Origin of the sequence: Staphylococcus ureilyticus (assembly GCF_025558845.1) — a bacterium.
GTDB lineage: Bacteria > Bacillota > Bacilli > Staphylococcales > Staphylococcaceae > Staphylococcus > Staphylococcus ureilyticus.
The window spans coordinates 2242041-2267940 of sequence record NZ_CP094825.1 but is presented as its reverse complement, the minus strand read 5'-3'; the positions used below and the strand labels follow the sequence as shown (position 1 = coordinate 2267940).

Annotated in this window: 22 protein-coding genes and 1 riboswitch; of the genes, 13 read left to right on the top strand and 9 right to left on the bottom strand. The window is 33.5% G+C overall.

The genetic code is table 11. The annotated features are described in order from the left end of the window. Positions 1 to 244 precede the first annotated feature (244 nt). Positions 245 to 1183, top strand: a complete 939-nt coding sequence (locus MUA21_RS11220) for a nucleoside hydrolase (protein ID WP_262561286.1) — start codon at positions 245 to 247, stop codon at positions 1181 to 1183. Positions 1184 to 1574: 391 nt separating this feature from the next. Further along, complete coding sequence (locus tag MUA21_RS11215) at positions 1575 to 2132, top strand: M23 family metallopeptidase (protein WP_226857789.1); 558 nt, start codon at positions 1575 to 1577, stop codon at positions 2130 to 2132. Positions 2133 to 2271: 139 nt separating this feature from the next. Here the strand turns inward: MUA21_RS11215 and MUA21_RS11210 are convergent, their stop codons facing one another. Next, positions 2272 to 2937 (bottom strand): DNA-3-methyladenine glycosylase family protein, encoded by a 666-nt coding sequence (locus MUA21_RS11210; RefSeq protein WP_262561285.1) that lies wholly within the window; start codon positions 2935 to 2937, stop codon positions 2272 to 2274. 12 nt (positions 2938 to 2949) lie between these two features. Then, positions 2950 to 3303, bottom strand: coding sequence for a DUF488 domain-containing protein (locus tag MUA21_RS11205; RefSeq protein ID WP_107525284.1), 354 nt, complete (start codon positions 3301 to 3303; stop codon positions 2950 to 2952). A 133-nt stretch (positions 3304 to 3436) separates the two neighbouring features. On the opposite strand from MUA21_RS11205, the gene MUA21_RS11200 reads away from it, so the two are divergent. The 5 genes from MUA21_RS11200 to MUA21_RS11180 all read left to right on the top strand — a co-directional run bounded on the left by MUA21_RS11200 (position 3437) and on the right by MUA21_RS11180 (position 8927). Next, complete coding sequence (locus MUA21_RS11200) at positions 3437 to 3868, top strand: 6-pyruvoyl trahydropterin synthase family protein (protein WP_046206714.1); 432 nt, start codon at positions 3437 to 3439, stop codon at positions 3866 to 3868. Between the two features lie 315 nt (positions 3869 to 4183). Next, a complete protein-coding gene (locus MUA21_RS11195) occupies positions 4184 to 5227 on the top strand; it encodes a PTS sugar transporter subunit IIC (RefSeq protein ID WP_046206715.1) in 1044 nt (347 codons plus the stop codon). A gap of 512 nt (positions 5228 to 5739) precedes the next feature. Then, positions 5740 to 6453, top strand: a complete 714-nt coding sequence (locus tag MUA21_RS11190; RefSeq protein WP_107525283.1) for a transglycosylase family protein — start codon at positions 5740 to 5742, stop codon at positions 6451 to 6453. A 122-nt stretch (positions 6454 to 6575) separates the two neighbouring features. Then, a riboswitch (SAM riboswitch) is annotated at positions 6576 to 6688 on the top strand. A 62-nt stretch (positions 6689 to 6750) separates the two neighbouring features. Beyond that, the gene (locus MUA21_RS11185) at positions 6751 to 7914 is read left to right on the top strand and encodes an aminotransferase class I/II-fold pyridoxal phosphate-dependent enzyme (RefSeq protein ID WP_107525282.1); all 1164 of its coding nucleotides are present in this window, start codon (positions 6751 to 6753) and stop codon (positions 7912 to 7914) included. A 14-nt stretch (positions 7915 to 7928) separates the two neighbouring features. Then, positions 7929 to 8927 carry a D-lactate dehydrogenase gene (locus tag MUA21_RS11180; RefSeq protein WP_262561283.1) on the top strand — a complete coding sequence of 333 codons (999 nt, stop codon included), beginning with the start codon at positions 7929 to 7931 and terminating at the stop codon, positions 8925 to 8927. Positions 8928 to 8995: 68 nt separating this feature from the next. On the opposite strand, the gene copZ is transcribed toward MUA21_RS11180, so the two are convergent. The 3 genes from copZ to MUA21_RS11165 all read right to left on the bottom strand — a co-directional run bounded on the left by copZ (position 8996) and on the right by MUA21_RS11165 (position 13274). After that, positions 8996 to 9202: a copper chaperone CopZ gene (gene copZ / locus MUA21_RS11175; protein ID WP_046206719.1), complete on the bottom strand. Its 207-nt coding sequence runs from the start codon at positions 9200 to 9202 to the stop codon at positions 8996 to 8998. A gap of 56 nt (positions 9203 to 9258) precedes the next feature. Then, entirely contained in the window at positions 9259 to 11643 is a 2385-nt protein-coding gene (locus tag MUA21_RS11170; RefSeq protein ID WP_262561282.1) for a heavy metal translocating P-type ATPase, read from the bottom strand. 176 nt (positions 11644 to 11819) lie between these two features. Continuing rightward, positions 11820 to 13274, bottom strand: a complete 1455-nt coding sequence (locus MUA21_RS11165) for a SulP family inorganic anion transporter (protein WP_064209231.1) — start codon at positions 13272 to 13274, stop codon at positions 11820 to 11822. A 235-nt stretch (positions 13275 to 13509) separates the two neighbouring features. On the opposite strand from MUA21_RS11165, the gene MUA21_RS11160 reads away from it, so the two are divergent. The 3 genes from MUA21_RS11160 (at position 13510) to MUA21_RS11150 (ending at position 17191) form a co-directional block, all read left to right on the top strand. Next, positions 13510 to 14271, top strand: coding sequence for an ABC transporter ATP-binding protein (locus MUA21_RS11160; RefSeq protein WP_262561280.1), 762 nt, complete (start codon positions 13510 to 13512; stop codon positions 14269 to 14271). Continuing rightward, positions 14261 to 16147, top strand: a complete 1887-nt coding sequence (locus MUA21_RS11155) for an FtsX-like permease family protein (protein ID WP_107525279.1) — start codon at positions 14261 to 14263, stop codon at positions 16145 to 16147. The genes MUA21_RS11160 and MUA21_RS11155 overlap by 11 nt, the downstream gene beginning before the upstream one ends. A 174-nt stretch (positions 16148 to 16321) precedes the next feature. Then, complete coding sequence (locus tag MUA21_RS11150; RefSeq protein WP_107525278.1) at positions 16322 to 17191, top strand: SDR family oxidoreductase; 870 nt, start codon at positions 16322 to 16324, stop codon at positions 17189 to 17191. Between the two features lie 486 nt (positions 17192 to 17677). Here MUA21_RS11150 and cwrA read toward each other — a convergent pair whose 3' ends face one another. Together cwrA and MUA21_RS11140 are read right to left on the bottom strand one after the other, a co-directional pair. Next, positions 17678 to 17884 carry a cell wall inhibition responsive protein CwrA gene (cwrA, locus tag MUA21_RS11145; protein WP_019469992.1) on the bottom strand — a complete coding sequence of 69 codons (207 nt, stop codon included), beginning with the start codon at positions 17882 to 17884 and terminating at the stop codon, positions 17678 to 17680. Between the two features lie 151 nt (positions 17885 to 18035). Then, entirely contained in the window at positions 18036 to 19457 is a 1422-nt protein-coding gene (locus tag MUA21_RS11140) for an SLC13 family permease (protein ID WP_107525277.1), read from the bottom strand. 152 nt (positions 19458 to 19609) lie between these two features. Here MUA21_RS11140 and MUA21_RS11135 point away from each other — a divergent pair, with 152 nt between their 5' ends. The 3 genes from MUA21_RS11135 (at position 19610) to MUA21_RS11125 (ending at position 22856) form a co-directional block, all read left to right on the top strand. Continuing rightward, positions 19610 to 20806 carry a DUF819 family protein gene (locus MUA21_RS11135; protein ID WP_046208802.1) on the top strand — a complete coding sequence of 399 codons (1197 nt, stop codon included), beginning with the start codon at positions 19610 to 19612 and terminating at the stop codon, positions 20804 to 20806. A gap of 83 nt (positions 20807 to 20889) precedes the next feature. Continuing rightward, positions 20890 to 21462 (top strand): sugar O-acetyltransferase, encoded by a 573-nt coding sequence (locus MUA21_RS11130; RefSeq protein ID WP_107525276.1) that lies wholly within the window; start codon positions 20890 to 20892, stop codon positions 21460 to 21462. Positions 21463 to 21839: 377 nt separating this feature from the next. Then, positions 21840 to 22856 (top strand): PTS sugar transporter subunit IIC, encoded by a 1017-nt coding sequence (locus MUA21_RS11125; protein WP_064209237.1) that lies wholly within the window; start codon positions 21840 to 21842, stop codon positions 22854 to 22856. Positions 22857 to 23046: 190 nt separating this feature from the next. Here the strand turns inward: MUA21_RS11125 and MUA21_RS11120 are convergent, their stop codons facing one another. Both MUA21_RS11120 and MUA21_RS11115 read right to left on the bottom strand, forming a co-directional pair. After that, positions 23047 to 23832, bottom strand: a complete 786-nt coding sequence (locus MUA21_RS11120) for a putative hydro-lyase (RefSeq protein WP_073344302.1) — start codon at positions 23830 to 23832, stop codon at positions 23047 to 23049. Positions 23833 to 24056: 224 nt separating this feature from the next. Beyond that, positions 24057 to 25748 carry a BCCT family transporter gene (locus MUA21_RS11115; RefSeq protein ID WP_107525275.1) on the bottom strand — a complete coding sequence of 564 codons (1692 nt, stop codon included), beginning with the start codon at positions 25746 to 25748 and terminating at the stop codon, positions 24057 to 24059. Positions 25749 to 25900 lie beyond the last annotated feature (152 nt).

Here is a 25900-nt window from a genome sequence, read left to right as displayed (position 1 = left end):
TAATTCGTACAAATAAGATGATATTTTATAAAAATAAGTGAATTTTCGGAAAAATAAAAAGCGGATGCAATGGAAAAGTAGTATGATAGATTTAACAGTAGTATAAAAAGACAGAGCAATATAATTGAAAGCATGTTGTTGCGATTTAGGTAGTTGTGTTTAATAATAAAATATTAACTTCAAAATGATACTTAGATAAAGTTAGTACAATTTATATTTATATAAGAAGATTGGAGTGTGTTAAATGACTAAAAAAATAATCATGGATTGTGACCCAGGTCATGATGATGCGATAGCATTGATTCTTGCAGGTGCGAAACATAGCACGCTTGATATACTAGCAGTGACCACTGTAGCTGGAAATCAAGCAGTTGAAAAAAACACCAAAAATGCACTTAATGTATTAGAAGTTATGGGAAGACGAGATATCGAAGTATCAGTAGGTGCTTCACGTCCGCTCATAAAACCTGCTTCGTTTGCTTCTGAAATTCACGGAGATTCTGGATTAGATGGACCTAAATTACCAGAAGTACCATCGTTGAAACCAACACAATATCACGCTGCAGATGTAATCATTAAAACATTGAAACAAAGCTCTGACCCTGTAACAATTGTAGCAACGGGGCCGCTTACTAACGTTGCTACCGCATTAATTAAAGATCCTAGTATTGCTCAATACATTGATTCTATTACTATCATGGGGGGCGGTACTTTCGGAAATTGGACACCTACTGCTGAATTTAATATCTGGGTAGATGCAGAAGCTGCTACACGTGTATTTGAAAGTAGTATTAACATTAATGTTTTTGGGCTAGACGTGACACATCAAGTTTTAGCAACAGATGAAGTTATTCAAAGATTTAGTGCTATTGATAATAAAATATCTAAATTTGTTGTTGAACTACTAAAATTTTTCAAATCTACGTATAAAACGCATTTTAATATGGATGGCGGTCCTATTCATGATGCGTGTACAATTTTATACTTATTGCAGCCAGACTTATTTACCATGCAACAGACACATATCGACATAGAACATCAAAGTTCACTCACTTACGGTACAATGTCAGTCGACTTAAATAATGTTACAAACAAAGAAAAAAATGCATATTTTGCTACATCTGTAGATGTTGAACGCGTTTGGACTTTGATGGAACATATGTTAGAAAGTTATAACGTGTAATTTAAATGAATAGGTATTGCTTCATAAATTTTAAAGATATTAATATACATCACTTGTAAGAACGTGCGCGTTAGCATTTCTTAAATTTTATTAAAATAATAGAAAAGCATAGAGCTTAAATATTTGTCACTGAAAATAAACGTCGGTTTCTAGTAAAATAAATTAGAAATTGACGTTTATTTTACATTAATGGTATCAAGAGATTTTCATATCTGAATTCAATGGATATATGTTTACTAAAAGTGTTTTGATATTTTGATGCCATTCATTTAGTACGAAAGTATGAGAAGATTTTAAGTTGAATAATTAGCAAAATATAGATGAAAGCATTTATTATGATATTAATATCATAATTTAAAAGGTGAATCAGATAGTGAAAAATACATTTAAAATGATACTATTATTAATTATTGTGTTAGTGCCGTTAATACTATTATTAACAAATATAGATACGGTACAACGATATATAAGAGAAAATTTAGTGCAACAAAATGATGGAAATAAAGATGAAAAAGAAACAGATAGAAGTATTTTTAATATTAGTAGAGAGACAGAATCTTTTGGTGATTATGAATATAATGACTTTGATGGTAAACACTATGGCATCGACTATGGTATAGCTAAAAACACACCAGTAACTGCTGCAACAGATGGTAAGGTAACTAGAACTTTTGAAAATGAGTTAGGTGGTAAGGTAGTGCAAATTAGGGAAGAAAATGGTGTATACCATCAATGGTATATGCATTTAAATGAATTTAAAGTGGAACCTGGAGACAAAGTTGAAGCTGGAAAAATCATCGCACTTTCTGGTAATACTGGTTCTCAAACTTCAGGACCGCATCTACATTTCCAAAGAATGAAAGGTGGCGTTGGCAACGATTATGCGGAAAACCCAAGAAAATTTATAGAATCATTGCCAAAAGGTGAAAAAAGTTTGTATAAGCAATAAATGTCTAGAAAATATTTTAGCCTATCACGGCACAATTTACTAAATAATGTAATGATAACAGTGTGGTAGAACAAAATTATATAAAATAATTTTGTTCTACCATATTGAAGGCATAGTTAGGAACTATAAAATTAACTTATTAAGAAGTTGATTTATCTATAACTGAGTCAATAGAATCGTAATTTAATAAATTTCGATGAATTGCTTCCCACAAGTAAAATGCTCCATATGAAGCATATGGATGCCATTGTTTTGCACAGAGAGTGAGCTGTTTTTTTCTTTCTGCGGTTGAGGTTTGATATAGCCATTGTGCGGCTCTCTGTAAACCTACATCAAAAATGGGTAGTATATTTTCACGTTTTAATGTAAAAATTAAAAATATTTCTGATGTCCAACGACCAATCCCTTTGACCTGTGTTAAAACTTGTTTTACAGCTTCATCATCTAATTCATGTAAATTAGCAAAATCCAATTTATTTTGTTCTATATACCCAAGCAAATTTTGAATATAGTTGATTTTAGTTTTTGAAAGACCAATATGTTTCATTTGTGTTTCCTTCAAACTTAAAATCGATTCAAGGGTCCATTGATTGTGTATAGCATCGGAAAATCTTTGGAAAATTGCTGAAGCGGCATTATTGGTAATTTGCTGTCCAATGATAGAACGAATTAACGATTTTAGCGGATTGGTACGTAATGTTATTTCTATGTTGCCAATTTGCTTTATAAGTTTTGCAAGTGTCTCATCTTGATTCATAAGCGTTTGTACAGCCGGATCATTTATGTCAATTTGCCACTGAGTCATCATACTCACACCTTATTGTAATAATTGTTGCAACACAATTGCTTGGTTATGTTGCTCATCTTTTGCACCATATAGCAAAATGACATCTTGCTTACTGTTAGCAATAATATCTTGCAATTCACTAAAAGCTTCTTGTTGTTCCTCATTTTCACGTAATTCTTTCTCGTATTTTTCTTTAAATGCAGCATAAAGTTGAGGATCGTGATTAAACCATTTTCTTAACTCGGATGTAGGTGCAATATTTTTTAGCCAATGGTCTAAATTGGCCTGATCCTTTGATATACCTCTTGGCCAAACACGGTCTACAAGTACACGTACGCCTTCTTTAAGTGGTTTTTCATAAATGCGTTGTATTTGAATAGTCATAAAATACTCCTTTAATTTGAATTATTTCAATTATTTTTCTATAGCCTAAAATGTAATATCAAAAACATAAGAGGCCATATATTCTAGCTTAAAGGGTATAGATAAATATAATGCTGAAAAGGAGATTTTAACTATGACGAATTTTGATCAAGTACAACCACCCGAACAATTTAAATACCGTAGTAATGCAGTGCTTATTAAAAATTATTATGAATTCACTTGTGATAATCGAATATATTTCAGTCAAACAGCACACAAAGATTTAGCAAATCAACATTATAAGTTCGATATTGAAATTTTATCTGAAATAGACGATACCGGATTGGCATTAGATTTTAATGAAGTAGATAAAATATATAATCAAAAAATCGCAACTTATTTGGATGGTCAACTCGTTAATGAAACATTGCCATCAATGAATACAACTGCTGAAAATATTGCCTTTTGGATATGGGAACAATTTGAGCAACACTTGCCAGAGCAAAATACACTACAAAAGCTAGAATTTTTTGAGAATGCAACACAAGGTTTAGTATTGACGCGTGAATTCATGGACGAAAAATAAGGTATGTTAATAACACGGTTTCATCAATAATACGCATGTACTAGAGTATGATAAATTTTAGCGACAACAAGGTTTAATATCGTTTTGAATAGCAACCAAAGTATACGGATAGACAAGTTCATGCAATAGGTATGAATGTCTGTCCGTATTTTGTGTGCAATTTTTGTGATTTGTAAGCATACTGTAGAGTTGGAAAATTTTGAGAATATACTTAACTACATTTTTAATTTGAAATGGAAAATTTTACATAAATAAATATTCTGAAAATTGCGATAATATGGTATATTTTATTTATCACAACATAGGAGGCACACAATGATCAAAGTAAGTCCGAAACAATTTATTAATAATGTATTATCTGGAGTAGCAATTGCAATTGTTGCTGGGCTCATACCTAATGCTATTTTAGGTGAGGTGTTTAAGCTTTTAGCGCCGAAACATGCCATTTTTGAATCTTTACTACAGGTTGTTTTAGGTATTCAATTTACAGTTCCACTATTGGTAGGTGCTTTGATTGCAATGCGCTTTAGTTTAACGCCTTTAGCGACCGCTGTAGTTGCTAGTTCAGCTTTTGTTGGCAGTGGTGTTGCGCAATTTAAAGATGGCGTATGGGTACTTGCTGGAGTAGGAGACTTAATTAATACAATGATTACAGCAGCAATTGCAGTATTTTTTATATTGGTAATTGGTGAACGTTTTGGTAGTCTCACATTGATTATTTTACCAACCATCGTTGGTGTAATTTCAGGTTTGATTGGTTTGACGTTATTACCATACATACAATTAATTACGACTGGTATCGGTAACTTAGTTAATACATTTACAGAATTACAACCTATCATCATGTCAATGCTTATTGCACTTGTCTTTAGTTTCATCATCATTTCACCAATTTCTACAGTGGCTACAGCATTAGCTATTGGTATTAGTGGTTTAGCAGCAGGTTCAGCCTCATTAGGTATCGTAGCATGTGAAGGAGTTCTCGTTGCAGGTACGATGAAAATAAATCGATCAGGTGTACCTATCACAATATTTTTAGGTGGTGTAAAAATGATGATTCCTAATATGGTTCGACATCCTATCATTTTATTACCTATCTTTACCAATGCGCTAATCACTGGTTTTTTTGGTGCATTGCTAGGTATTGCAGGTACCAAAGAATCTGCAGGTTTTGGTATCATTGGACTCGTTGGGCCAATCAGTGCATTTAGACATATGGAAGCGCCGTTACTACTTAATCTATTATATGTATTTATCGCTTTTTTTGTCGTTCCGTTTATGATAGGTTTCTTAATCCATATGTTCTATATGAAAGTTTTGAAATTATATAATAAGGAAGTATTTAAATTTTTAGCATAAAATAAGCAGATATATGCTTGATTAATGTAATATATTGAAAATACGTATAGTTAAAATGTAAGAGAAAAGATTAAAAAAGGCCTCAAATCAAAGGCCTTTTTTAATTTTGTACAAAAAAATTTGCAAGTTTGGCCCCAATATATAAAAAAGATATCGAAATATATTATTACAGTTATGTAACAAAACGGTTGTTTGTAATTTTTCAGACAATATAAAAAATGAAGTGATTCAAGTAAAAATACTTTTTTATGCCAGTATCCATAAATCGTATGAGCAATAATAATTATTTGAGAACGTTGTATAAAATGATTACAAAAGATTGCAATGTTACAAATCAGAATAATTTTTGTAAAGTTTTGTTATGTAAGTGTAATATGTTTGATAAAAATATGTGGTATATTAACTATGGTCAAAAAACAAAACATAAAATTTAAAGAATTTTAGCAAATACGACAAAAAAGTTATCGAAAATATATTTTATTAGAAATTAAATTTGGAGGATTTATTTTATTATGAAAAAATCAATTTTAGCTTCATCATTAGCAGTAGCATTAGGCGTAACAGGATATGCAGCAGCATCTGACAACAATCAAGCTCACGCTTCAGAACAAAACATCGACAAAGCACATTTAGCAGAATTAGCATTAAATGATTCAGCTGAATTAAATCAAAAACCATTACACGCTGGTGCGTATAACTATAATTTTGTACTAGATGGTAACGAGTTTACTTTTACATCAGACGGTAATACATGGTCATGGGAATACCATGCAGTTGGTGCACAAGCTTCAACATCTAACACTACACAAGATGTAAGTTCAGAAGTTAGTGTTAATACAAATGAAAAATCTGCAAGTGAAGTACGTTCACAACAATCATACACTGCTCCAGCAGCAGTAGAAGCACCAAAAGCTTCAGCAACTACAAATGTTAGAACAGCACAAACAAGTGCAAAATCTACATCAGTGACTACAAATACGTCAAGTATTGATGCAATTGCTAATCAAATGGCATCGCGTACTGGTGTGTCAGCTGCGCAATGGAAAGGTGTTATTCAACGCGAAAGCGGTGGTAATGCAAATGCTGTTAATGCTTCATCTGGAGCATACGGATTATTCCAACTATTAGGCCATGGCGAACATTCGGGTATGTCTGTTCAAGACCAAATTGATACAGCAGTTGGAGTTTATAAATCACAAGGTTCTGGCGCTTGGGTTGGTTGGTAAGATTCAATCAAAAATTAATGTGATAACTATATAGATAAAGAGTGACTCAAGCGAGTCACTCTTTTTTTATATTGACATGTTAGAATATTCTGATAAAATTAATATTAATTTAATTATAAAGTAACTTATCCAGAGAAGTGGAGGGACTTGACCCGTTGAAACTTCAGCAACAGACTTATCTATTATCATAAGTACTGTGCTACATTCAACAAGTAAAATACTTGATAGATAAGTGTCATGTGAGAGCTATATGTCACTTAAGGGGCATATAGTTTTTTATTTTAAGGAGGACTTTTAATGGGAATATCAGATCGATTATCACAAATTCCGGATAGTTACTTTGGCAAAACGATGGGGCGTAAAATAGAGCCTGGTCCTTTGCCATTGATTAATATGGCAGTAGGTATACCTGATGGTGCAACGCCTAAAGGTATTCTTGATTGTTACGCAGAAGCCATCTATAAACCAGAAAATCAAAAATATGTCGCTTTTCATGGGAAAGAAACATTTAAGCAAGCAATCGTGGATTTTTATAAAAGACAATATGAGGTTGAATTAGATAAGGATGAAGAAGTTTGTATCTTATATGGTACGAAAAACGGCTTAGTCGCTTTGCCTACATGCATCGTTAATCCAGGGGAAAATGTGCTGCTTCCTGATCCAGGTTATACAGATTATTTAGCAGGTGTATTATTGGCAGATGCTAAGCCACAACCACTTGTGTTAAAGCCACCTTATTATTTGCCACAATGGCATACGATAGATAAAGATGTCTTATTGAATACGCGCTTAGTTTATCTAACTTATCCAAATAATCCTACAGGTTCAGTTGCTACAAAAGATGTGTTTGATAAAGCAATTAAACAATTTCAAGGCACAAAAACTAAAATTGTTCATGATTTTGCCTACAGTGCATTTGGTTTTGATTATAAAAATCCAAGTATTTTACAATCAAAGGGTGCTAAAAACTTAGCAATAGAAGTTTTCTCTTTATCAAAAGGATATAATATGTCAGGTTTTAGAGTTGGTTTTGCTGTAGGAAACAAAGATATGATACAAGCATTGAAAAAATATCAAACACATACGCACGCTGGTATGTTTGGTGCACTGCAAGATGCGGCTACCTTTGCTTTAAATCACTATGATGATTTCCTCTTGAGTCAAAATGAAATATTTAAAGTTCGTAGAGATAAGTTCACTGCTAAATTGAATGCAGTGGGAATCCCTTTTGAACCGATGAATGGTGGCATATTTTTATGGTTGAAAACCCCTAAACATTATGATGGTGAAACATTTGAAACGTATTTATTAAAAGAAAAATCCATTTTGGTTGCACCAGGTGTTCCATTTGGTGAACATGGGCGGCACTATGTACGTATTTCATTAGCAGTGGATGATGATAGCTTAATGGAAGCCGCAGAACGCATTCAATCATTAAAACATTTATATGAAGCAGATTAGGAGTGAAACGATTAATGAAAAGCATTAAACTTTTTGGTGTCAGAGAAGAAGATATCCCTTTTATTAATGAATGGTCAGAAAAAAATCAGGTTTTAGTAGATTTAGATAGTGACATTTTATCTTTGGAAACGGTAGATCGTGTCAAAGGTTTTGATGGGGTGTCATTGTCACAACAAATTGAATTAGATGAAACAGTATATAAAAAATTACATGATTATGGCATTAAGCAAATTGCTCAGAGAAGTGCTGGATTTGATAGTTACAATCTTGAGTTAGCTAAGCAATATGAACTAGTTATAACCAACGTACCTTCATATTCTCCAAATTCAATCGCTGAATATACCGTATCCCAAGCATTAAATTTAATTAGAAATTTTAATGATATACAAAATAAAACTGCAACATATGATTTTAGATGGCAACCAAGTATTTTGTCACGTTCTATAAAAGATTTAAAAGTTGCAGTTATTGGTACAGGTCGTATTGGTTCCATTGTTGGTAAAATTTTTGCAGAAGGCTTTGGTTCAGAAGTAATAGCATATGATATTGAACCTCAAATTTCATGCGAAGCGTATTTGACATATCAGGAAAGCATGAGTGAAGCAATTAAAGACGCGGATATTGTCACTGTACATATCCCAGCGACAAAGGATAATACATATTTGTTTAATGAGACAGTATTTACAGAAATGAAAACTGGTGCCGTGTTTATTAATTGTGCGCGCGGTACGATTGTTGATACAAAAGCGCTTATAGATGCATTGAATAGTGGGAAATTAAAAGGAGCAGCATTAGACACTTATGAAGGTGAGAAAGGCTTATTCCCAAGTGATCAACGCAATACACAATTGGATGATGCAGTATTAGTTGAATTGATAGAGCGACAAGATGTCATTCTATCTCCACATATTGCTTTTTATACAGATGCAGCTGTGAAAAATCTTATTGTGGATGCGCTAGATGCAACATTAGAGGTAATATATACAGGGGATAGTAAACTTCGCGTTAATTAAATAGGTAATATAAAAACAGGGCTAAGACGTTTGATTTCGTCTCAGCCCTTATTTTATAAATGTACAGGTTATTTAGCATCATAGCCTTGATCTTCGATAGCATCTTTCATGCTTGTCATTGTAACTTTATTGTCGTCAAAATTGACTTCAACATTACCAGCCTCAAGGTTTACATCAGCTGTTGATACGCCATTTAGATTCGTCAGCGCAGATTCTACTGCATGCTTACAATGATCGCAGCTCATGCCATCAACTTTAATTGTTTCTGTTGCCATAAGAATCACCTCCTTAAATTAAGGATATTTATTATTAGTATTATTACAAAATTGAGTTATAATTTCATTCGTTTTAATCTAAGCGAATTGGTTACTACACTTACGGAGCTTAATGCCATAGCTGCGCCAGCTACCCATGGTGCAAGTAAACCTAAAGCGGCAATAGGGATACCGGCAACGTTATAGCCGAACGCCCAAAATAAGTTTTGTCTGATATTGCTTATCGTTGAATTACTAGCTTTGATTGCTTTAGGAATTAATAATAATTCTCCGCCTAAAATAGTGACATCCGCTGCTTCTATTGCTACTTCTGTACCTGTACCAATAGCAATACCAATATCGGCTTGAACTAATGCTGGTGCGTCATTAACGCCATCTCCAACCATAGCAACAATTTTATTATTATCTTGTAGTTCAGCGATTTTTGAAGCTTTTTCTTCTGGTAATACTTCTGAAATTACAGCGTCTATACCTACTTGTTTAGCAATCGCTTGTGCTGTTCGTGCATTATCTCCTGTAAGCATTGTTACGGAAATACCTAATTCGTGTAGTTGTTGTATTGCTTCCTCGGCAGAGTCTTTGACTGTATCAGCGACTGCAATCACACCTTGCAGTGTTTGATTAATAGCAATGAGCATAGCCGTTTTACCTTCGTATTCATATTTAACTAAATTATCTTCATACATTGAAACATCTATATGCGCATCTTTCATGAATTTACGTGTGCCAACAAATACGTCTTGGTTATGAATCATTGCTTGAATACCGTGTCCAGGTACGGCTTCAAAAGCAGATGTTTCTAATAAGTCGATGTTTTTTTCATTTGCATAATTGACGATTGCTTCAGCTAATGGGTGTTCAGAATCTTTTTCTGCGCTAGCTAATAGTTGTAGGGTTTCATTATTACCCTCAAAATCAGTCACAATTGGTTTACCGTTTGTGATTGTTCCTGTTTTATCTAGAACAACTGTATCGACTTGGTGCGTACGTTCTATGTGCTCGCCGCCTTTAAATAAAATACCATTTTCAGCAGCCTTACCAGTACTCACCATAATTGAAGTGGGTGTTGCGAGGCCCAATGCACATGGGCAAGCGATCACTAATACAGCGATTGCTGCTACAAGCGCAGGTTCAAATTGGCCCGTTTGAACAAAAGCAATCCAAATGATAAATGTGAGTATAGCAATGCCTACGACAATAGGAACAAAGTAACCAGAAATCGTATCAGCTAAACGTTGTATAGGCGCTTTTGAACCTTGAGCGTCTTCAACTACTTTAATAATAGAAGATAAAGCAGTGTCTTTTCCTACTTTTGTTGCTTCTATTGTAATCGTACCGTTTTTATTCATTGTTGATCCTATCACATTATGGTTTAATGTTTTTTCAACAGGGATAGATTCACCGGTTAACATAGATTCATCTATCGCAGTCATACCTTTAATTATTTGACCATCAACTGGTATTTTTTCTCCTGGTTTTACTTGTATATAATCTCCCACAACAACTTCACTGAGTGGCACCATCTGTGTTTTACCATTTCTGATTATACGTGCTTCTTTGGCTTGTAAGCTTAACAATTCACTTAAAGCATTGGTAGTTTGTGTTTTGGCACGGCTTTCTAAATATTTACCAAATAAGATAAGTGTTATTAATACGGCACTCGTTTCAAAATACAAATGAGGTGTATCATTTGTATTGCTCAACCACTTTATCATTTCATAAATACTGTAAAAGAATGCTGCGCTCGTACCTAAAGCAACTAATACGTCCATATTGGCTGAGCCATTTCGTAGATTTTTATAAGCGCCTACATAAAATTGCCAACCAATTATAAATTGAACAGGTGTAGCTAATATGAATTGAAACCAGGGATTCATTAAGAAACTCGGTAATGGTAGTCCAAATAAATGGACAAACATCGTCAATAATAAAGGTAAAGAAAGGATGGCTGAAATGATTAATTTGTTTCGTTTCCCTTTTAATTCTTGAGCTTTGCGTGAATTCTTTTCTGAAGGAGCTGCTTTGGTTTTTGCATCATAGCCGATGTTTTGTATTTTCTTTATCAATTCATCTATAGATGTCACTTCTGGATTATAATTTATCGTTGCATTTTCGGTTGTGAGATTGACGTTGGCTTGTTCAACACCGTCAGTGCGATTAAGAACTTTTTCAATACGATTTGAACATGCAGCGCAAGTCATACCGATGACATCTAAATCAGCTTTTTTAGTGACAACATCATAACCTGTATCTTTAATTTTTTGAGTTAAAGCATCGATTGAAGTATGATCTGAATTATATTCAATCGTTGCTTTCTCGGTTGTGACATTGACATTTGCTGTGACATCTTCCATTTTATTTAAATTCTTTTCGATACGGTTTGCACACGCGGCACAAGTCATGCCCGTAATGCCTAGTGTCGTTTTTTTGTTGTTACTCATCTCAGTGACTGCCTCCTTTTGTTTTATAGATTTATAACGAAACGCTATTTGTATGTCATCTGTTAAATTTAATATACCCCCTATAGGTATAAAAGTCAATGTGTTTGTTTGAAACAAAATAAGCTAACATCAGTATGTATGTAACAAGTGATGTTAGCTTATGATTTAAATCAAAGTTATATTAGATGTTGCTGCTGATTGACTTTGCTGAGTTCAGAAACAATTTTACGGCTGTCTTTATTAAGATGTTTTACATAAATCATATTATTTTTCTTTTTATAATTTTCTATTAAAGTATCTATTGCATTGACAGCTGAATCATCCCATAGATGTGCTTGGCTAAAATCGAGATAAATTGTTTGATCTCTTATTTCTAAATCTAATTGGTTCATTAAAGAATCGATAGAGACGAAGAAAATTTGTCCTTTAACTTTATAATAGACGTGATGATTTTGTTCCTCATATTGGACAGAAACATTGGATATCTTTGTAGCAAAACATAATGCACTGATGATAACACCAACAATGACGCCAAGCGCTAGATTACTTGTGAACAAAACGATAACGACCGTTAATATCATCACAAATGCATCAGAACGTGGGGCTTTTTGAATAAATTTAAATGATCCCCAGTTAAATGTACCTACCGAAACCATCACCATGATGCCTGCTAAAATTGGCATTGGAATTTCAACAACCCAGTCACCAAAGACCATAATCAAGATAATTAAAAATACACCCGCTGTAAATGTGGAAAGTCGTGTGGTTGCACCTGAGCGCACATTAATAACCGACTGTCCAATCATAGCACAACCTCCCATTGCACCGAAAAAGCCCGTGATAAAGTTTGCGATACCTTGTCCACGAGCTTCTTGATTCTTGTTGCTATAACTATCGGTTGCCTGATCGACGATGCGTGAGGTTAATAAGCTTTCTACAAGACCTACGATTGCCATTGATATGGCATAGGGAAATATAATTTTAAAAGTCTCCATATTAAATGGTACATTTGGGATTATTAATTGCGGTAAGCTTTTTTTAATTTCGCCTAAATCTCCAACCGTTTTAACGTCTGCCCCGGTAACTAAATATGCGATTGTTAATACGACGATAGCAATTAATGGTGCAGGTATACGATTGAAAACACGAGGTAATAAATAAATGATTAATAGTGTGATAATGACAAATAAGTATGTAGGCATGGAGATACCAAAGATATGTTTAAGTTGTGTCATAAATATCATTATAGCTAATGCGTTCACAAACCCAATCATTACAGAATTTGGAATAAATTTCATAAGTCTACCTATTTTCAACAACCCAAAGATGATTTGAATGATTCCCATTAAAATGGTGGCAGCAAGTAAATATTGAATACCATGATCTCGAACTAATGGCACAATAACTAAAGCAACAGCACCAGTAGCAGCTGATATCATTGCGGGTCTACCCCCAACTAATGAAATGACAACAGCGATGATAAACGAGGCATATAATCCAACCATTGGATCTACACCTGCAATGATAGAGAATGAGATTGCTTCAGGAATTAACGCAAGTGCTACAACAATACCTGCTAATATATTTGTACCTGGTGCAGTGAGCCATTCTTTCTTTAATTTATTTAGCATAAACTGTGCTCCTTTATTAAAAGTCAATTTTAATAGTATAGCACATAGCATAAAAAAAGTTTATAGTACTTTATGACAAAAAAATTTAAAAAAATATAATTTATTACGAAATAAACATGTGACAGTTTTGTAATTTGAAAATATGTATTTGTTAGTAAAATCAAACGAGAAAATAAAGTGAATTCGCTATGATACAAATATAAATAAAAGTAAAGTGATTGAAGGAGTGTAACACATGTCTATTCTTAAAGTAGAAGGATTAACTAAAAATTATGGTAATAAACATAGAAAACAAGAAGTACTCAAAGGCATAGATTTTGCAATAGAAAAAGGTGAATTTGTGACGATTATGGGGCCATCAGGCTCTGGAAAAACGACATTGCTTAATGTGATTAGTTCCATAGATTATATAACGAGTGGTACTGTTGAAATTAATGGTCATCAAATTAATAAAATGAGTAATAAAGCATTAGCAGACTTTCGTAAAAAAGAAATAGGTTTTATTTTCCAAAATTATAGTGTGCTTAATACATTAACTGTTAAAGAAAATATAATGTTACCACTATCTATTCAAAAATTATCTAAACAAGAAAAAGAGCAAAATTATAACGAAGTCGCGCAAGCATTAGGTATTAGTCAACTGGGCCATAAATATCCAAATGAGATATCTGGAGGACAACAACAACGTACTGCTGCGGCAAGGGCTTCAGTACACAAACCTGCTATTATTTTTGCAGATGAACCAACGGGTGCCTTAGATTCAAAAAGTGCACAAGACTTACTAAACCGTTTGGAAGAGTTAAATCAAAAGACGAATGCTACCATCGTAATGGTCACTCACGACCCCGTTGCAGCTAGTTATTCAAATCGTGTCATTATGCTAAAAGATGGTGATATACATTCAGAAATATATCAAGGTGAGGATAGTAATCAAGCATTTTATAAAAACATCATTCACATGCAAACTGCCTTAGGTGGTGTGGCAAATGAATTTTAATCAAATCGTTATCAAGAATTTAAGGAAAAACGTTAGACATTATGCCATGTATTTATTTTCCTTAATTGTCAGTATCGTTTTATATTTTAGTTTTGTAACTTTAAAATATACAAATAGTATTAATAATGAGCAATCATTAAAGACAATTCAAAAAGGTTCAGAAATTGGCGCAGTATTTTTATTCTTTATAATTGTTATATTTTTAATGTATGCAAACCAACTATTTATTAAGCGTAGAACGCGTGAATTTGCGCTGTATCAATTGATTGGTTTAACAAGAAACAACATCATGAGAATGTTAGTCATTGAGCAAGCGATGATGCTTTTATTAACTGGCGTTATCGGCATGATTATCGGCATATTTGGTTCGAAATTGCTGCTGATGATCGTGCTCAAAATATTAGACATCAATATGAGCGTATCGTTATCGTTCCAATTGCCAGCAGTCATACAAACATTGATGCTTATTGTGGTGTCATTTGTACTCATACTCATACAAAGCTTTATCTTTTTACGTAAGCGTAGTATTTTAATGATGATGAATGACAATGCACGCACAGAAGCAACCAAATCTCAAATCACTGTGATCGAAGTGATCTTCGGTGTGTTAGGTATTGTGATGATTGGTGTAGGATATTATATCTCAACAGAAATGTTTGGTAAGTTTCTCAATATGGTAATCTATTCACCATTTATCATTTTATTTTTAACGGTGTTAGGGGCATATTTATTTTTCCGTAGTTCCGTTTCGCTTATATTTAAAACGTTAAAACGTTCAAAAAAAGGCAATGTGTCAATCACTGACGTTGTGTTTACATCATCTATCATGCACAGAATGAAGAAAAATGCATTATCATTAACAATCATTGCAACTATTTCAGCAGTAACCGTAACGGTATTATGTTTTGGTGCAATTAGTAAATCAACGATGGATGAAAATACAAAGTTAATGGCACCTCATGACTTAAATTTTAAAGATAGTAAACAAGCAAAACAATTTGAAAGTAAATTACAAAAAGCACACATTGAAGTAAAGAAAGACTATAAAGAAGTGACACGCGACGATATATTAAATGATCAAGTATTTCAAAAATCAAATATGGGTAATATGAAAACCTTGTTTGTTACAAGCAATCAATACTTTAATGATAAAGCAGTTTCTGGAAATAAAGCTAAATTGATTAACTTAGCAGCTGGTTCTGGAATAGTAAAATATGATTTAAATAAAGAGATTCAGTTAAAAAATAGTCATACGGAAACATTTAAGGTGATTGGCGACAGTAATAAAGCGACATTTATGAGCGAAGTAAGTTACGGTGGTCCAGTATTATTAGTAAGTTCGGATAAATATGAGAAAATCAAGCAAGAAGGTAAAGAAACGAATAAACAATACGGTTATGATTTGAAACATCATACAGATTTGACAAAAGCAACGAAAATTGCACAATCTATTGAACCGAGTATCCAATCACAAGGTATGATAAAACAAGAAATGAATGAAAGTGTCGGCATTTTATTATTTGTCACTTCATTTTTAGGTTTGGCATTTTTAGTGGCAGCAGGATGTATTATTTATATTAAACAAATGGATGAGACTGAAGATGAAATCCCGAACTTTCGCATTTTAAGAAAAATTGGTTATACTCATCAGGATATGTTGAAAGGACTAGGGTTAAAAGTAATTTTCAACTTTGGCTTACCTTTAGTTGTGTCACTGATGCATGCTTACTTTGCAGCAAAAGCTTTTATGGGGATTTATAATGCGACAAGTATGACACCAGTTTATGTTGTCATGATAGTATATTCAATTGTGTATTGTATATTTGCAATTATGTCTTTTATACATTCAAGCCGAATTGTAAAACATTCAATTTAAAAAATAAAACATTCTATAAATAAGCTTAAATAAAATGCTGTGAATGAAGTTATAAACATATAACATGATTCACAGCATTTTTAGTTTATGTATCGGGTTTTTTTAAATATGTTTGTCGTTGTCTATTCGTGGTATGTAGTACACGATACAATGATTACACATGGGGGTATAATGATGAATTTATTAGAATTTCATAAGCAAATTAAAGGTTATACACAAAATAAACAACCAGGTATTCAAAAAGAGATGAATCCACAGCCTATAACAGAGATGGAAGGTTATAAAAACGGTGGCAAATTAACGGGCAAGGTTGCTCTGATTACTGGCGGTGATTCTGGCATTGGGTGTTCTGTAGCGATGCTATTTGCAAGAGAAGGTGCAAATGTTGCTATTGGCTATTATGATGAACATGAAGATGCTCAAAAAGTAGTGGATGATTTGAAAAGAATAGGTGTAAAAGCTAAAGCCTATGCACATGATTTAAAGGTAGTGTCAGACGCTCAAGCATTAATTGATAAAGTGGTTAAAGACTTTGGAGGTTTAAACATTTTAGTAAATAATGGTGGCGTTCAATTTCCACAGGATAGTTTTCAAGAAATTACGCCAGAGCAAGTGAAAGAAACGTTTGAAACTAATATTTTTGGCATGATGTTTTTATCTCAAGCAGCAGCGCCACATTTAGCAGACGGTGATGCCATTATCAATACTACAAGTGTAACAGCATATAGAGGATCAGCGCATCTTATTGATTATTCAGCAACCAAAGGGGCAATTGTAGCGTTTACAAGATCTTTAGCGACAAGTCTGATAGAACGGGGCGTACGTGTAAATGCTGTTGCACCTGGTCCGATATATACACCTTTAATACCTGCTACATTTTCAGAAGAAAAAGTAGCACATCAAGGTGGAGAAACGCCAATGGGTCGTCGAGGACAACCCGCAGAACTAGCACCTTCGTATGTATTTTTAGCGTCTTATGCAGATAGTTCTTACATTACAGGACAAGTCATTCATGTAAATGGCGGTGATTATATTACTTCTTAAGTATAGTGTGTAGTTTGATTATTATGGACTAACGAAATAACAACTTACTGCAACTGTGATAGTAAAGCTTACTCTATAAAATTAGTAATGAATGTAGGGTGTGTCTTGTTTTAAAGTTAATTGAAATATTTGATTTAGCATTATCATTTTGTAGCCCTTAAGGGGATAGACTTTGATAATACCTTCTATATTAAGTAGTAGTAAAAAACACTTTCATATCAATTCATGTAAAAGCATGAATTGAACGAAAGTGTTTTGTTATATTTTATAGCAATTGTAAAATCCTTTGAAAGATGAAAGTGCTTTTGCAATGTTTGTAAAGTTTTCTAAAGTTGAACGTGTATTGTTAATATGATATTTAACATAGATATGTTATTGATCTAGTTTTGAATTGAGAGATGCTAGCTTGCATGTACATCTATATCTAAAAGGTATGTTAATCATTTATAACCAAGGCATCAAGTTTGATGCATACGTTTTAAAATGCTAAAAGAAATCTGAAGGAATGAAATCATCGACATTGATATTTTTTAAAGAGTCAAAGTTAACATTTTCAATATTTTGTAGTATTTCTCCTTCTTTAAATTGTTGATAATAATTTGTAGTTTCTGCTACAATATCGTGATCTTGAAATGTTTTTACGACACCTAAGATTAAGAGGACTGCTATTGCACCTTTGATGATTGTTTTCATAAGTAATGACTCCTTTTAATGATAATACATATATTATAAATGAAAATTTAGTCTGTGACATGCGTCCAGAGTATTTACATACTATCGTACCTTAGTTGTATACGACGTGCTTATGAAAATATATGGTCATCAATTCTAATTAAAGTTTCAATTAGAGACCAAAAGCAATTGGTAACCAGAAATAAGCAAATAGTGATATGACAATAATGGTGAATATATTTAATATAAAACCAGCTTTTACCATATCTTTCATTTCTAATTCATCAGAACTAAATACCGCTGCATTTGGTGGTGTTGAAATGGGCAACATGAAAGCACATGTTGATGATACTGCTACAATACCCATAATAATGAAAGGGTCTTGGCTGATAGCTGCAGCAAATCCAATACTGATTGGCATTAACATATTTGATACGGCTGTATTAGACATCACTTCGGTAAGGAATAAAATGCCAGTCGTAAGCACGATAACAATTAAAATGAGTGGCAACGGTTTTACAACGCCTAGCATACCCCCAAACCACTTTGTTAAACCAGAGTCTTCAAAAGCAGCAGCTAACGAAAGACCGCCACCAAACAATAGTAATATACCCCAAGGGAGTTTACTCATATCATCCCAAACAAGTAAACCACCTTTGTGGGATTTAGCTGGAATTAAAAATAAAAGCACTGCACCTATCATTGCAATAACTGTGTCTGATAAGTGGAGAGAAGATGGAAGCAGGCTACCACAAATCCATAATATACTGACAAATAGAAATACAATACCTGTTAATTTTTCTTCTAGACTCATAGGTCCTAAATCACGTAATGATTTTTTAGCAAAATCAGAAGATATTTGATCTGCATCTTCAATTTTAAAGAGCCATTTTGTCATTAACAAATATAATATGATAAGTAATATAATTGTTAATGGTAATGCAAAAATCATCCATTGTGCAAAAGAAACTGTTCTATTTAAGCTTGAAGAAGCGATTGCAGCAAAAACTGCATTTGGCACTGAGCCAATTAATGTTGCGAGACCACCTATAGAAGCGGAATAAGCGACCGTAAGTAATAAAGCTTTACTGAACTTATGTGCTGACTCAGGCTTTAAAAATTGTGCGTTTTGGATTTCATGTATTAAAGCCAATGCAATCGGTAACATCATTAAGGCTGTTGCAGCATTTGAAATCCACATCGATATAAATGCCGTTGCAATCATGGTACCTAAAATAATCCTATTGCTATTAGAACCCATCATAGCGATAATCGTCATAGCGATACGTTTATGTAAGTTCCATTTTTCAATTGCCAAGGCAATAATGAAGCCCCCCATATACATAAAGACGATCGGATCAGCATAAGCACTTGCAGATACTTGTTCGTCTGTGCCTCCACTTAAAGGTAGTAGAATAAGTGGTATGAGTGAAGTAGCCGGAATAGGAATCGCTTCTGTAATCCACCACGTGGCGACAAAAAGTGTTACAGCAAGTACGGCCCTAGGAGCGTCATCTAGCCCAGTAATCTCAGGAATAAAATAAAAAGTAAGAAAAAGCAACGGTCCTAGTATCAAACCAATTTTTTGTTTCATAAAAATCCCCCTTGTTTGTACCCTTGCATTAGTAAGAATATCAAGTTGAAAAAGTAATGACAATTTATTTTTTCAGAAAATTGTAAAAAACAACTGTTTTATTGTTAGAATAAATTTAATCTCATGCATGCAAAATAAAGGGGAGTGATTTTATGGTTTTGGGTACACTAGTAGGAAAAGATGATACATGGGTATTATGGGCGATTATTATAGTTTGGGCCACAATAAGTATCTTTTTAGAACAACGATATCAATGGGCAAGTACGATTTCAGGAGCGATTATTGCATTGGTAGGAGCGATGTTACTTTCTAACTTTAAAGTTATCCCAACGAGTGCACCAGTTTATGATACCGTGTGGGATTATATTGTTCCTCTATCTATACCGTTGCTACTTTTTAGTTCAAATATATTAAAAATTTGGAAAGAAAGTCGGCGATTATTATTTATTTTTTTAATCGCGTCAATAGGGACCATGATAGGGACAACTGTAGCTTTTATTATATTAAATCATTCAGTACCTTATTTATCAAAAATAGGGGCAATGATGACTGGAAGTTACATTGGTGGGGGAGTGAATTTTGCGGCATTAAGTTCCAAATTAAAAACGCCTGGAGAAATGGTTTCATCCACAGTTGTTGCAGATAATAGTGTCATGGCATTATATTTTCTGTTATTAATTGCTATACCATCCATTCCGTTTATAAAAAAACATTTTAAAACACATTATCATAGTGATCATACACCGGCAGCACAACAATCATTTTGGCAACCCAAAAAAATTCAATTATTAGATATCGCATTTTCAATCGCTGCAGCGATAGCAATCGTTGCAATCAGTTTTAAACTTTCTGAATTAATACAACATGTTGTACCTCAAAGTAATTTGCTCTTAACTATACTTGTGTCATTTTTTGGGGATTTCTATCTCTTACTTACAACTTTAACACTTGTCATCGTTGCAATTTGGGGAGACTTCTTTGAAAAATTAGCAGGTGCCTCTGAAATTGGAACATTCTTAATTTATATTTTCTTTGTTGTCATAGGTACACCAGCCTCGTTTGTTACGATTATAAAAACGGCACCGTTGTTATTTATTTTTGTTATGATAATTTTAATCTTTAACTTGGGTTTGAGCTTGTTGTTAGGAAAATTATTGAAATTCAACATTGAAGAGATATTACTTGCAAGTAATGCAACTGCTGGAGGTCCTACTACTGCAGCTGCATTAGCTATTGGTAAAGGTTGGACTGATTTAGTCGGACCTATATTAATTGTAGGTACATTAGGTTATGTGATTGGCAATTATGCAGGTACATTAATGTATCAATGGTTATCTTATATTGCATAGTGGTAAGACAATTATTTAGAAATATCATGACGCGATGATATAGTTAATCTGGTGAATTATTATAGATGAGTGAGGGATGTAATATGAGGGAAAAAGAAAAAATGTTAGCTGGACAATGGTATGACGCAAATTACGATGAAAATTTGGATAAAGAAAGAAATATAGCTAAAGACTTATGCTTTGAATTAAATCAAACGAAACCTAGCAATAAAGCAAAGCGTCAAACTATTTTGAAGACATTGTTACATGCTGAACCAAATAATTTGGAATTATTAAGTCCGTTTTATGTCGATTATGGTTATAACCTTTTTTTAGGTGAACAGGTGTTTATCAATCATGATTGTTATTTTATGGATGGTGGTAAAATTTTTGTGGGCAATCATGTGTTTATTGGACCAAAATGTGGTTTTTATACTGCGATACATCCATTAGCATATCAAGATAGAAATCAAGGATTGGAACAAGCGTTACCCATACAAATAGGAGATAATGTATGGATTGGCGCAAATGTCATAGTCTTACCAGGAGTAACAATAGGTAATGGCTCAGTAATTGGTGCGGGAAGTGTTGTATCTAAGGATATTCCTGAGAATGTAGTTGCAGTTGGCTCTCCGGCAAAACCAATAAAAACGATTGAAAACAACGCATCGACATGATGATATTAAATATTGAACTTTTTCGATAGGAGTTAGTGACATGATTCAACGTTTGCAACGGATCATGTTACGACTCTTTTTTATTTTTTAACAGGATAAATAAAATATTATTGCGTGAAATTTTAAACTAAATTAAATTTGTTTTAAAAAATGTTCCGCGGAGCTTAAATAGAAATTAATAAAATTGTTCGGAATATAATAAAAAATTATGTTAGAATATATAAATATGGAAATTGAAAAGTTTATATTTTGTGATTTTCAAATATTTTAATATTTATTTTTTGCAAGTAGCTTTGGCATCCATATTTAGAAAGGATTGAACGATTTATTGCACAAATTTATTGTGTGAGCAGTTCAAAGAAAGAGGAGAATGATTCATGGATATTTTAATAGGGACCTTGTTTTTAATTGTTGTACTAGTGTTATTTACATTATTTACATATCGTGCTCCTAATGGCATGCGTGCAATGGGAGCATTAGCCAATGCAGCGATAGCAACATTTTTAGTGGAAGCTTTTCATAAGTATGTTGGTGGAGATCTGTTTGGTATTAAATTTTTAGGAGATCTTGGTGATGCTGCTGGTGGACTTGGCGGCGTGGCAGCTGCAGGTTTGGTAGCTTTAGCAATCGGGGTTTCGCCTGTGTATGCTTTAGTGATTGCAGCAGCTTGTGGCGGTTTAGATTTAATACCAGGATTTGTTGCTGGTTATGCAATTGGTTATTTAATGAAGTTTGCAGAACATAAAGTGCCGGACGGCGTAGATTTAATAGTGGGTATTTTGATTATAGCGCCACTAGCAAGATTAGTAGCTACTGTAATTACGCCATTAGTAAATAATTCATTATTGAAAATTGGGGATATTATTCAAAGTTCCACAGAAATTAACCCGATTATTATGGGTCTTATACTTGGTGGCGTCATTACAGTTGTTGGAACGGCACCATTAAGTTCCATGGCATTGACTGCGTTATTAGGTTTAACTGGGATGCCAATGGCAATTGCAGCCATGGTTTCATTTGCATCATCTTTCATTAACGGTACGATGTTTAATAAACTTAAACTAGGAGATCGTAAATCTAGAATTGCAGTTTGTATTGAACCATTATCACAAGCAGATGTTGTGTCAGCCAATCCAGTACCCGTCTATACCGCTAACTTTATTGGTGGTGCTTTAGCAGGTGCGGTGATAGCATCATCAGGTATGATTAATGATGCGACAGGTACAGCTACCCCGCTCGCAGGTTTTCTTGTTATGTTCGGTTTCAATAACCCGATAAAAATAATTATTTATGGCGCCATTGTAGGTGTTATAGGTTTAATCGTAGGATATGTATGTTCAGTTTGGTTTAAAAATTATCCAGTCGTTTCGAAAGAAGAGATAGAAGCACGATAATGCTACGTTATAAGTAAATGATGTAAATGTTAATCTTAAAATAGTCAACCTTGTTTCATACTGTTCATAAAAACCATTATAAAAATGAAAAGCAGCATATAGCAGCCACTTAGTATTTGTGGATGCTATCATGCTGCTTTTTAAATTTCCATCATTAAAATTAGTGTGTAAAAATGTGTATCAAGTGAAATTAATCGCTTAACTGACTATCTGGGACGTCAGTGATAAACATATGTCCTGGTGCATGTGTAATCATCAATTCTGGTTTAGCATCTAACGCAACAGATTGAGGCGTAACACCACAGCCCCAAAATACTGGTACTTCATTTTCTTTAATCGTGACAGGTTCGCCAAAATCAGGATTTGTTATGTTTTCGATGCCAATTGCTGATGGATTTCCTATATGTATTGGCGTACCATGAACATTTTTAAAGTGTGTCGTAATTTCTGTTGCTTTTATAGCTTGTTGCATAGTCATCGGTCTCATACTAACAGTGATATTTCCTGAGAAATGGCCACTTGGTGCGGCTGGAATATTTGTTATGTACATTGGAACATTATGTTCTTCTTCAATGTGACGTATTGGTAGACCCGCCTCTAACAAAGCATGCTCAAAAGTGAAGCTGCAGCCAATCAAAAAACTGACCATGTCATCATTAAATAAATGAGATATGTCAGTAGGAGATTCTACTAATTCGCCATAACGGTATACTTTATATTGTGCTACTTCATTTGTGATGTTAGCTTCTTTACCATAAGTAGGAAAAGAGGTTGAACCAATTTCTGAAACATCTAAAAGTGGGCATGTTTTTGGATTTCTGAAACAGAATTTTAAAAAATCATATGCATAAATAGAGGGTAATATGACTACATTAGCTTGGACATAACCTTTAGCCATTCCGCTTGTATGACCTGTAAGTTCATTTTTACTAATCATTTTTCTTAATATACTTGGGTGTTGGTTTTGTAAATTCATTAAGTGTTCATCCCCTTAAATTTAACGTCTTAGATACATTTTAGCAAAAAGTAGCATATAAGTTGTATAAAATGTTCAGAATCTTTTGGAAAATATAAATAGACATCGTATTGAAATTAAAGTACATTTGGATTTCAATACGATGTCCGTTTGTGATATTTAACATTCGTATAAACAATGGTAATTTATTGAGTCAGCTAGATGGGTTTAAACAGTATGATAGATTAATCATCTTTGTTTTTGGTATCTTTAACATGGTTTTTGTCATTATCGTTATGATTACTTGGTTCATTTTCTTCTATCGGGGCATCCTCATCGGTTTCTAAATGATTTGTTTCGCGTTCTTCTAGTGGTATAGAATAATCTTTATCATCATTGATGTAGGTCATTTTAAAGTGTTCCGTTGGTTCTCTTCTCAATGCACGCATTAGAGAAAAAATCATGAGTAATAAAATAATTGAAAATGGTAGACCTGTTACAACTGAGGCAGTTTGTAAACTTGTTAAACCACCTGCAATTGTCATAGAAACAGATATAGCACCAATTAATATGCCCCAAATAATTTTATGTTTGATTTTAGGATTAGCAATACCACCAGTTGCCATACCCGCAACAATATGTGTAGTAGAATCAGCACTCGTAATGATAAATATAAAGATAAGTGCGATTGCTAATGCACTTGTGATGTCAGCAATAGGAAATTTGGATAATAATTCAAAAAGAGCAACAGTATAATCCTTGTCGACAATATTAGCGATATTGTCGTTACCATTCAATGCTATTTTAACAGCTGTACCACCAAATCCAGCTATCCAAGTAAATGAAATTAAAGGTGGGATAATTAATACACCAATAACAAATTCTCTAATCGTTCTACCGCGAGAGACACGAGCTACGAAACCACCAATAAACGGTGACCAAGATATAACCCATGCCCAATAGAAAACAGTCCATTGTTGTATCCAACTGTTATCGCCTGTATATGGGCTGATGCGTAAACTATATTCAATGAAATGACGTAGATAATCACCGATTGCTAATGTGTAAGATTCTAAAATAAATTTAAAATCACCAAAAATAAACATGAAGATAAGTAATATTGCGCCTAAGCCAATATTGATATTACTTAACCATTTTACACCTCTATTTAAACCAGTAATCGCTGATGTTAAAAAAATACCTACCATTAAAATAGTGATTGATATTTTGGTAACATTATTGTTAGGAACGTTAAAGACATGTTGTAGCCCACCACTAATTTGCATAATACCTAAACCAATAGATGTGGCAATCCCCATTACTGTAGCTATAATGGCTAATACATCTATCACATTTCTATATGGTCGTTTGTAAGATTCACCAAATACAGGTTCCATCGCCGTTGAAATGAGCCCATCACGTTTTTTTCTAAATTGGAAGTACGCCACTGTTAAACCGGCAATTGCGAAGATAGACCATTGAGAAATACCCCAATGAAAAAAAGTATAGCCCATAGCAACACGCGCTGATTCTGATGAAGCGTCTGGCGTTTTTCCAGGAAATGGAGAGTGTAAATAATGCGTTAGTGGTTCTGCTACACCCCAAAATACAATGCCGACACCCAAACCTGCAGAAAAGAGCATCCCAATCCAAGACATCATAGAAAATTCTGGAGCTTCATTATCATCACCCAATTTAAAGCGACCATAACGTGAAATGGCTAACGCAATTAAAAATATATCTAAAATAAAAATAATTACTAAAAACAGCCATCCAAAACTATTTGCTATATAATCGTAGACTTGTTGTGCGTGATTACCAAAACTTTTAGGGAAAATACCTGCAATTAATGTTATAAGTACAATAATTGCAACAGATATCATATAAACAAGATTTCTATGTTTCTTCTTTCTGTCGTGTGCATTTTTGTCACTCATAATAGTGTTAAATCATCCCTTTGTTTTCATTTATATTAAGAAATTACCCTAATACAATGACACTATTCATTGAAAATGCTAGCGAATATTATAATATGGATGACGTTGCATGATTCATATTTTTGTGGGTATAGAACATATGAAAAACTATA

Coding starts and splice junctions, on each gene's coding strand:
- MUA21_RS11220 (WP_262561286.1), top strand. CDS start 245: ATGACTAAAAAAATAATCATGGATTGTGACCCAGGTCATGATGATGCG.
- MUA21_RS11215 (WP_226857789.1), top strand. CDS start 1,575: ATGATACTATTATTAATTATTGTGTTAGTGCCGTTAATACTATTATTA.
- MUA21_RS11210 (WP_262561285.1), bottom strand. CDS start 2,937: ATGACTCAGTGGCAAATTGACATAAATGATCCGGCTGTACAAACGCTT.
- MUA21_RS11205 (WP_107525284.1), bottom strand. CDS start 3,303: ATGACTATTCAAATACAACGCATTTATGAAAAACCACTTAAAGAAGGC.
- MUA21_RS11200 (WP_046206714.1), top strand. CDS start 3,437: ATGACGAATTTTGATCAAGTACAACCACCCGAACAATTTAAATACCGT.
- MUA21_RS11195 (WP_046206715.1), top strand. CDS start 4,184: ATGATCAAAGTAAGTCCGAAACAATTTATTAATAATGTATTATCTGGA.
- MUA21_RS11190 (WP_107525283.1), top strand. CDS start 5,740: ATGAAAAAATCAATTTTAGCTTCATCATTAGCAGTAGCATTAGGCGTA.
- MUA21_RS11185 (WP_107525282.1), top strand. CDS start 6,751: ATGGGAATATCAGATCGATTATCACAAATTCCGGATAGTTACTTTGGC.
- MUA21_RS11180 (WP_262561283.1), top strand. CDS start 7,929: ATGAAAAGCATTAAACTTTTTGGTGTCAGAGAAGAAGATATCCCTTTT.
- copZ (WP_046206719.1), bottom strand. CDS start 9,202: ATGGCAACAGAAACAATTAAAGTTGATGGCATGAGCTGCGATCATTGT.
- MUA21_RS11170 (WP_262561282.1), bottom strand. CDS start 11,643: ATGAGTAACAACAAAAAAACGACACTAGGCATTACGGGCATGACTTGT.
- MUA21_RS11165 (WP_064209231.1), bottom strand. CDS start 13,274: ATGCTAAATAAATTAAAGAAAGAATGGCTCACTGCACCAGGTACAAAT.
- MUA21_RS11160 (WP_262561280.1), top strand. CDS start 13,510: ATGTCTATTCTTAAAGTAGAAGGATTAACTAAAAATTATGGTAATAAA.
- MUA21_RS11155 (WP_107525279.1), top strand. CDS start 14,261: ATGAATTTTAATCAAATCGTTATCAAGAATTTAAGGAAAAACGTTAGA.
- MUA21_RS11150 (WP_107525278.1), top strand. CDS start 16,322: ATGAATTTATTAGAATTTCATAAGCAAATTAAAGGTTATACACAAAAT.
- cwrA (WP_019469992.1), bottom strand. CDS start 17,884: ATGAAAACAATCATCAAAGGTGCAATAGCAGTCCTCTTAATCTTAGGT.
- MUA21_RS11140 (WP_107525277.1), bottom strand. CDS start 19,457: ATGAAACAAAAAATTGGTTTGATACTAGGACCGTTGCTTTTTCTTACT.
- MUA21_RS11135 (WP_046208802.1), top strand. CDS start 19,610: ATGGTTTTGGGTACACTAGTAGGAAAAGATGATACATGGGTATTATGG.
- MUA21_RS11130 (WP_107525276.1), top strand. CDS start 20,890: ATGAGGGAAAAAGAAAAAATGTTAGCTGGACAATGGTATGACGCAAAT.
- MUA21_RS11125 (WP_064209237.1), top strand. CDS start 21,840: ATGGATATTTTAATAGGGACCTTGTTTTTAATTGTTGTACTAGTGTTA.
- MUA21_RS11120 (WP_073344302.1), bottom strand. CDS start 23,832: ATGAATTTACAAAACCAACACCCAAGTATATTAAGAAAAATGATTAGT.
- MUA21_RS11115 (WP_107525275.1), bottom strand. CDS start 25,748: ATGAGTGACAAAAATGCACACGACAGAAAGAAGAAACATAGAAATCTT.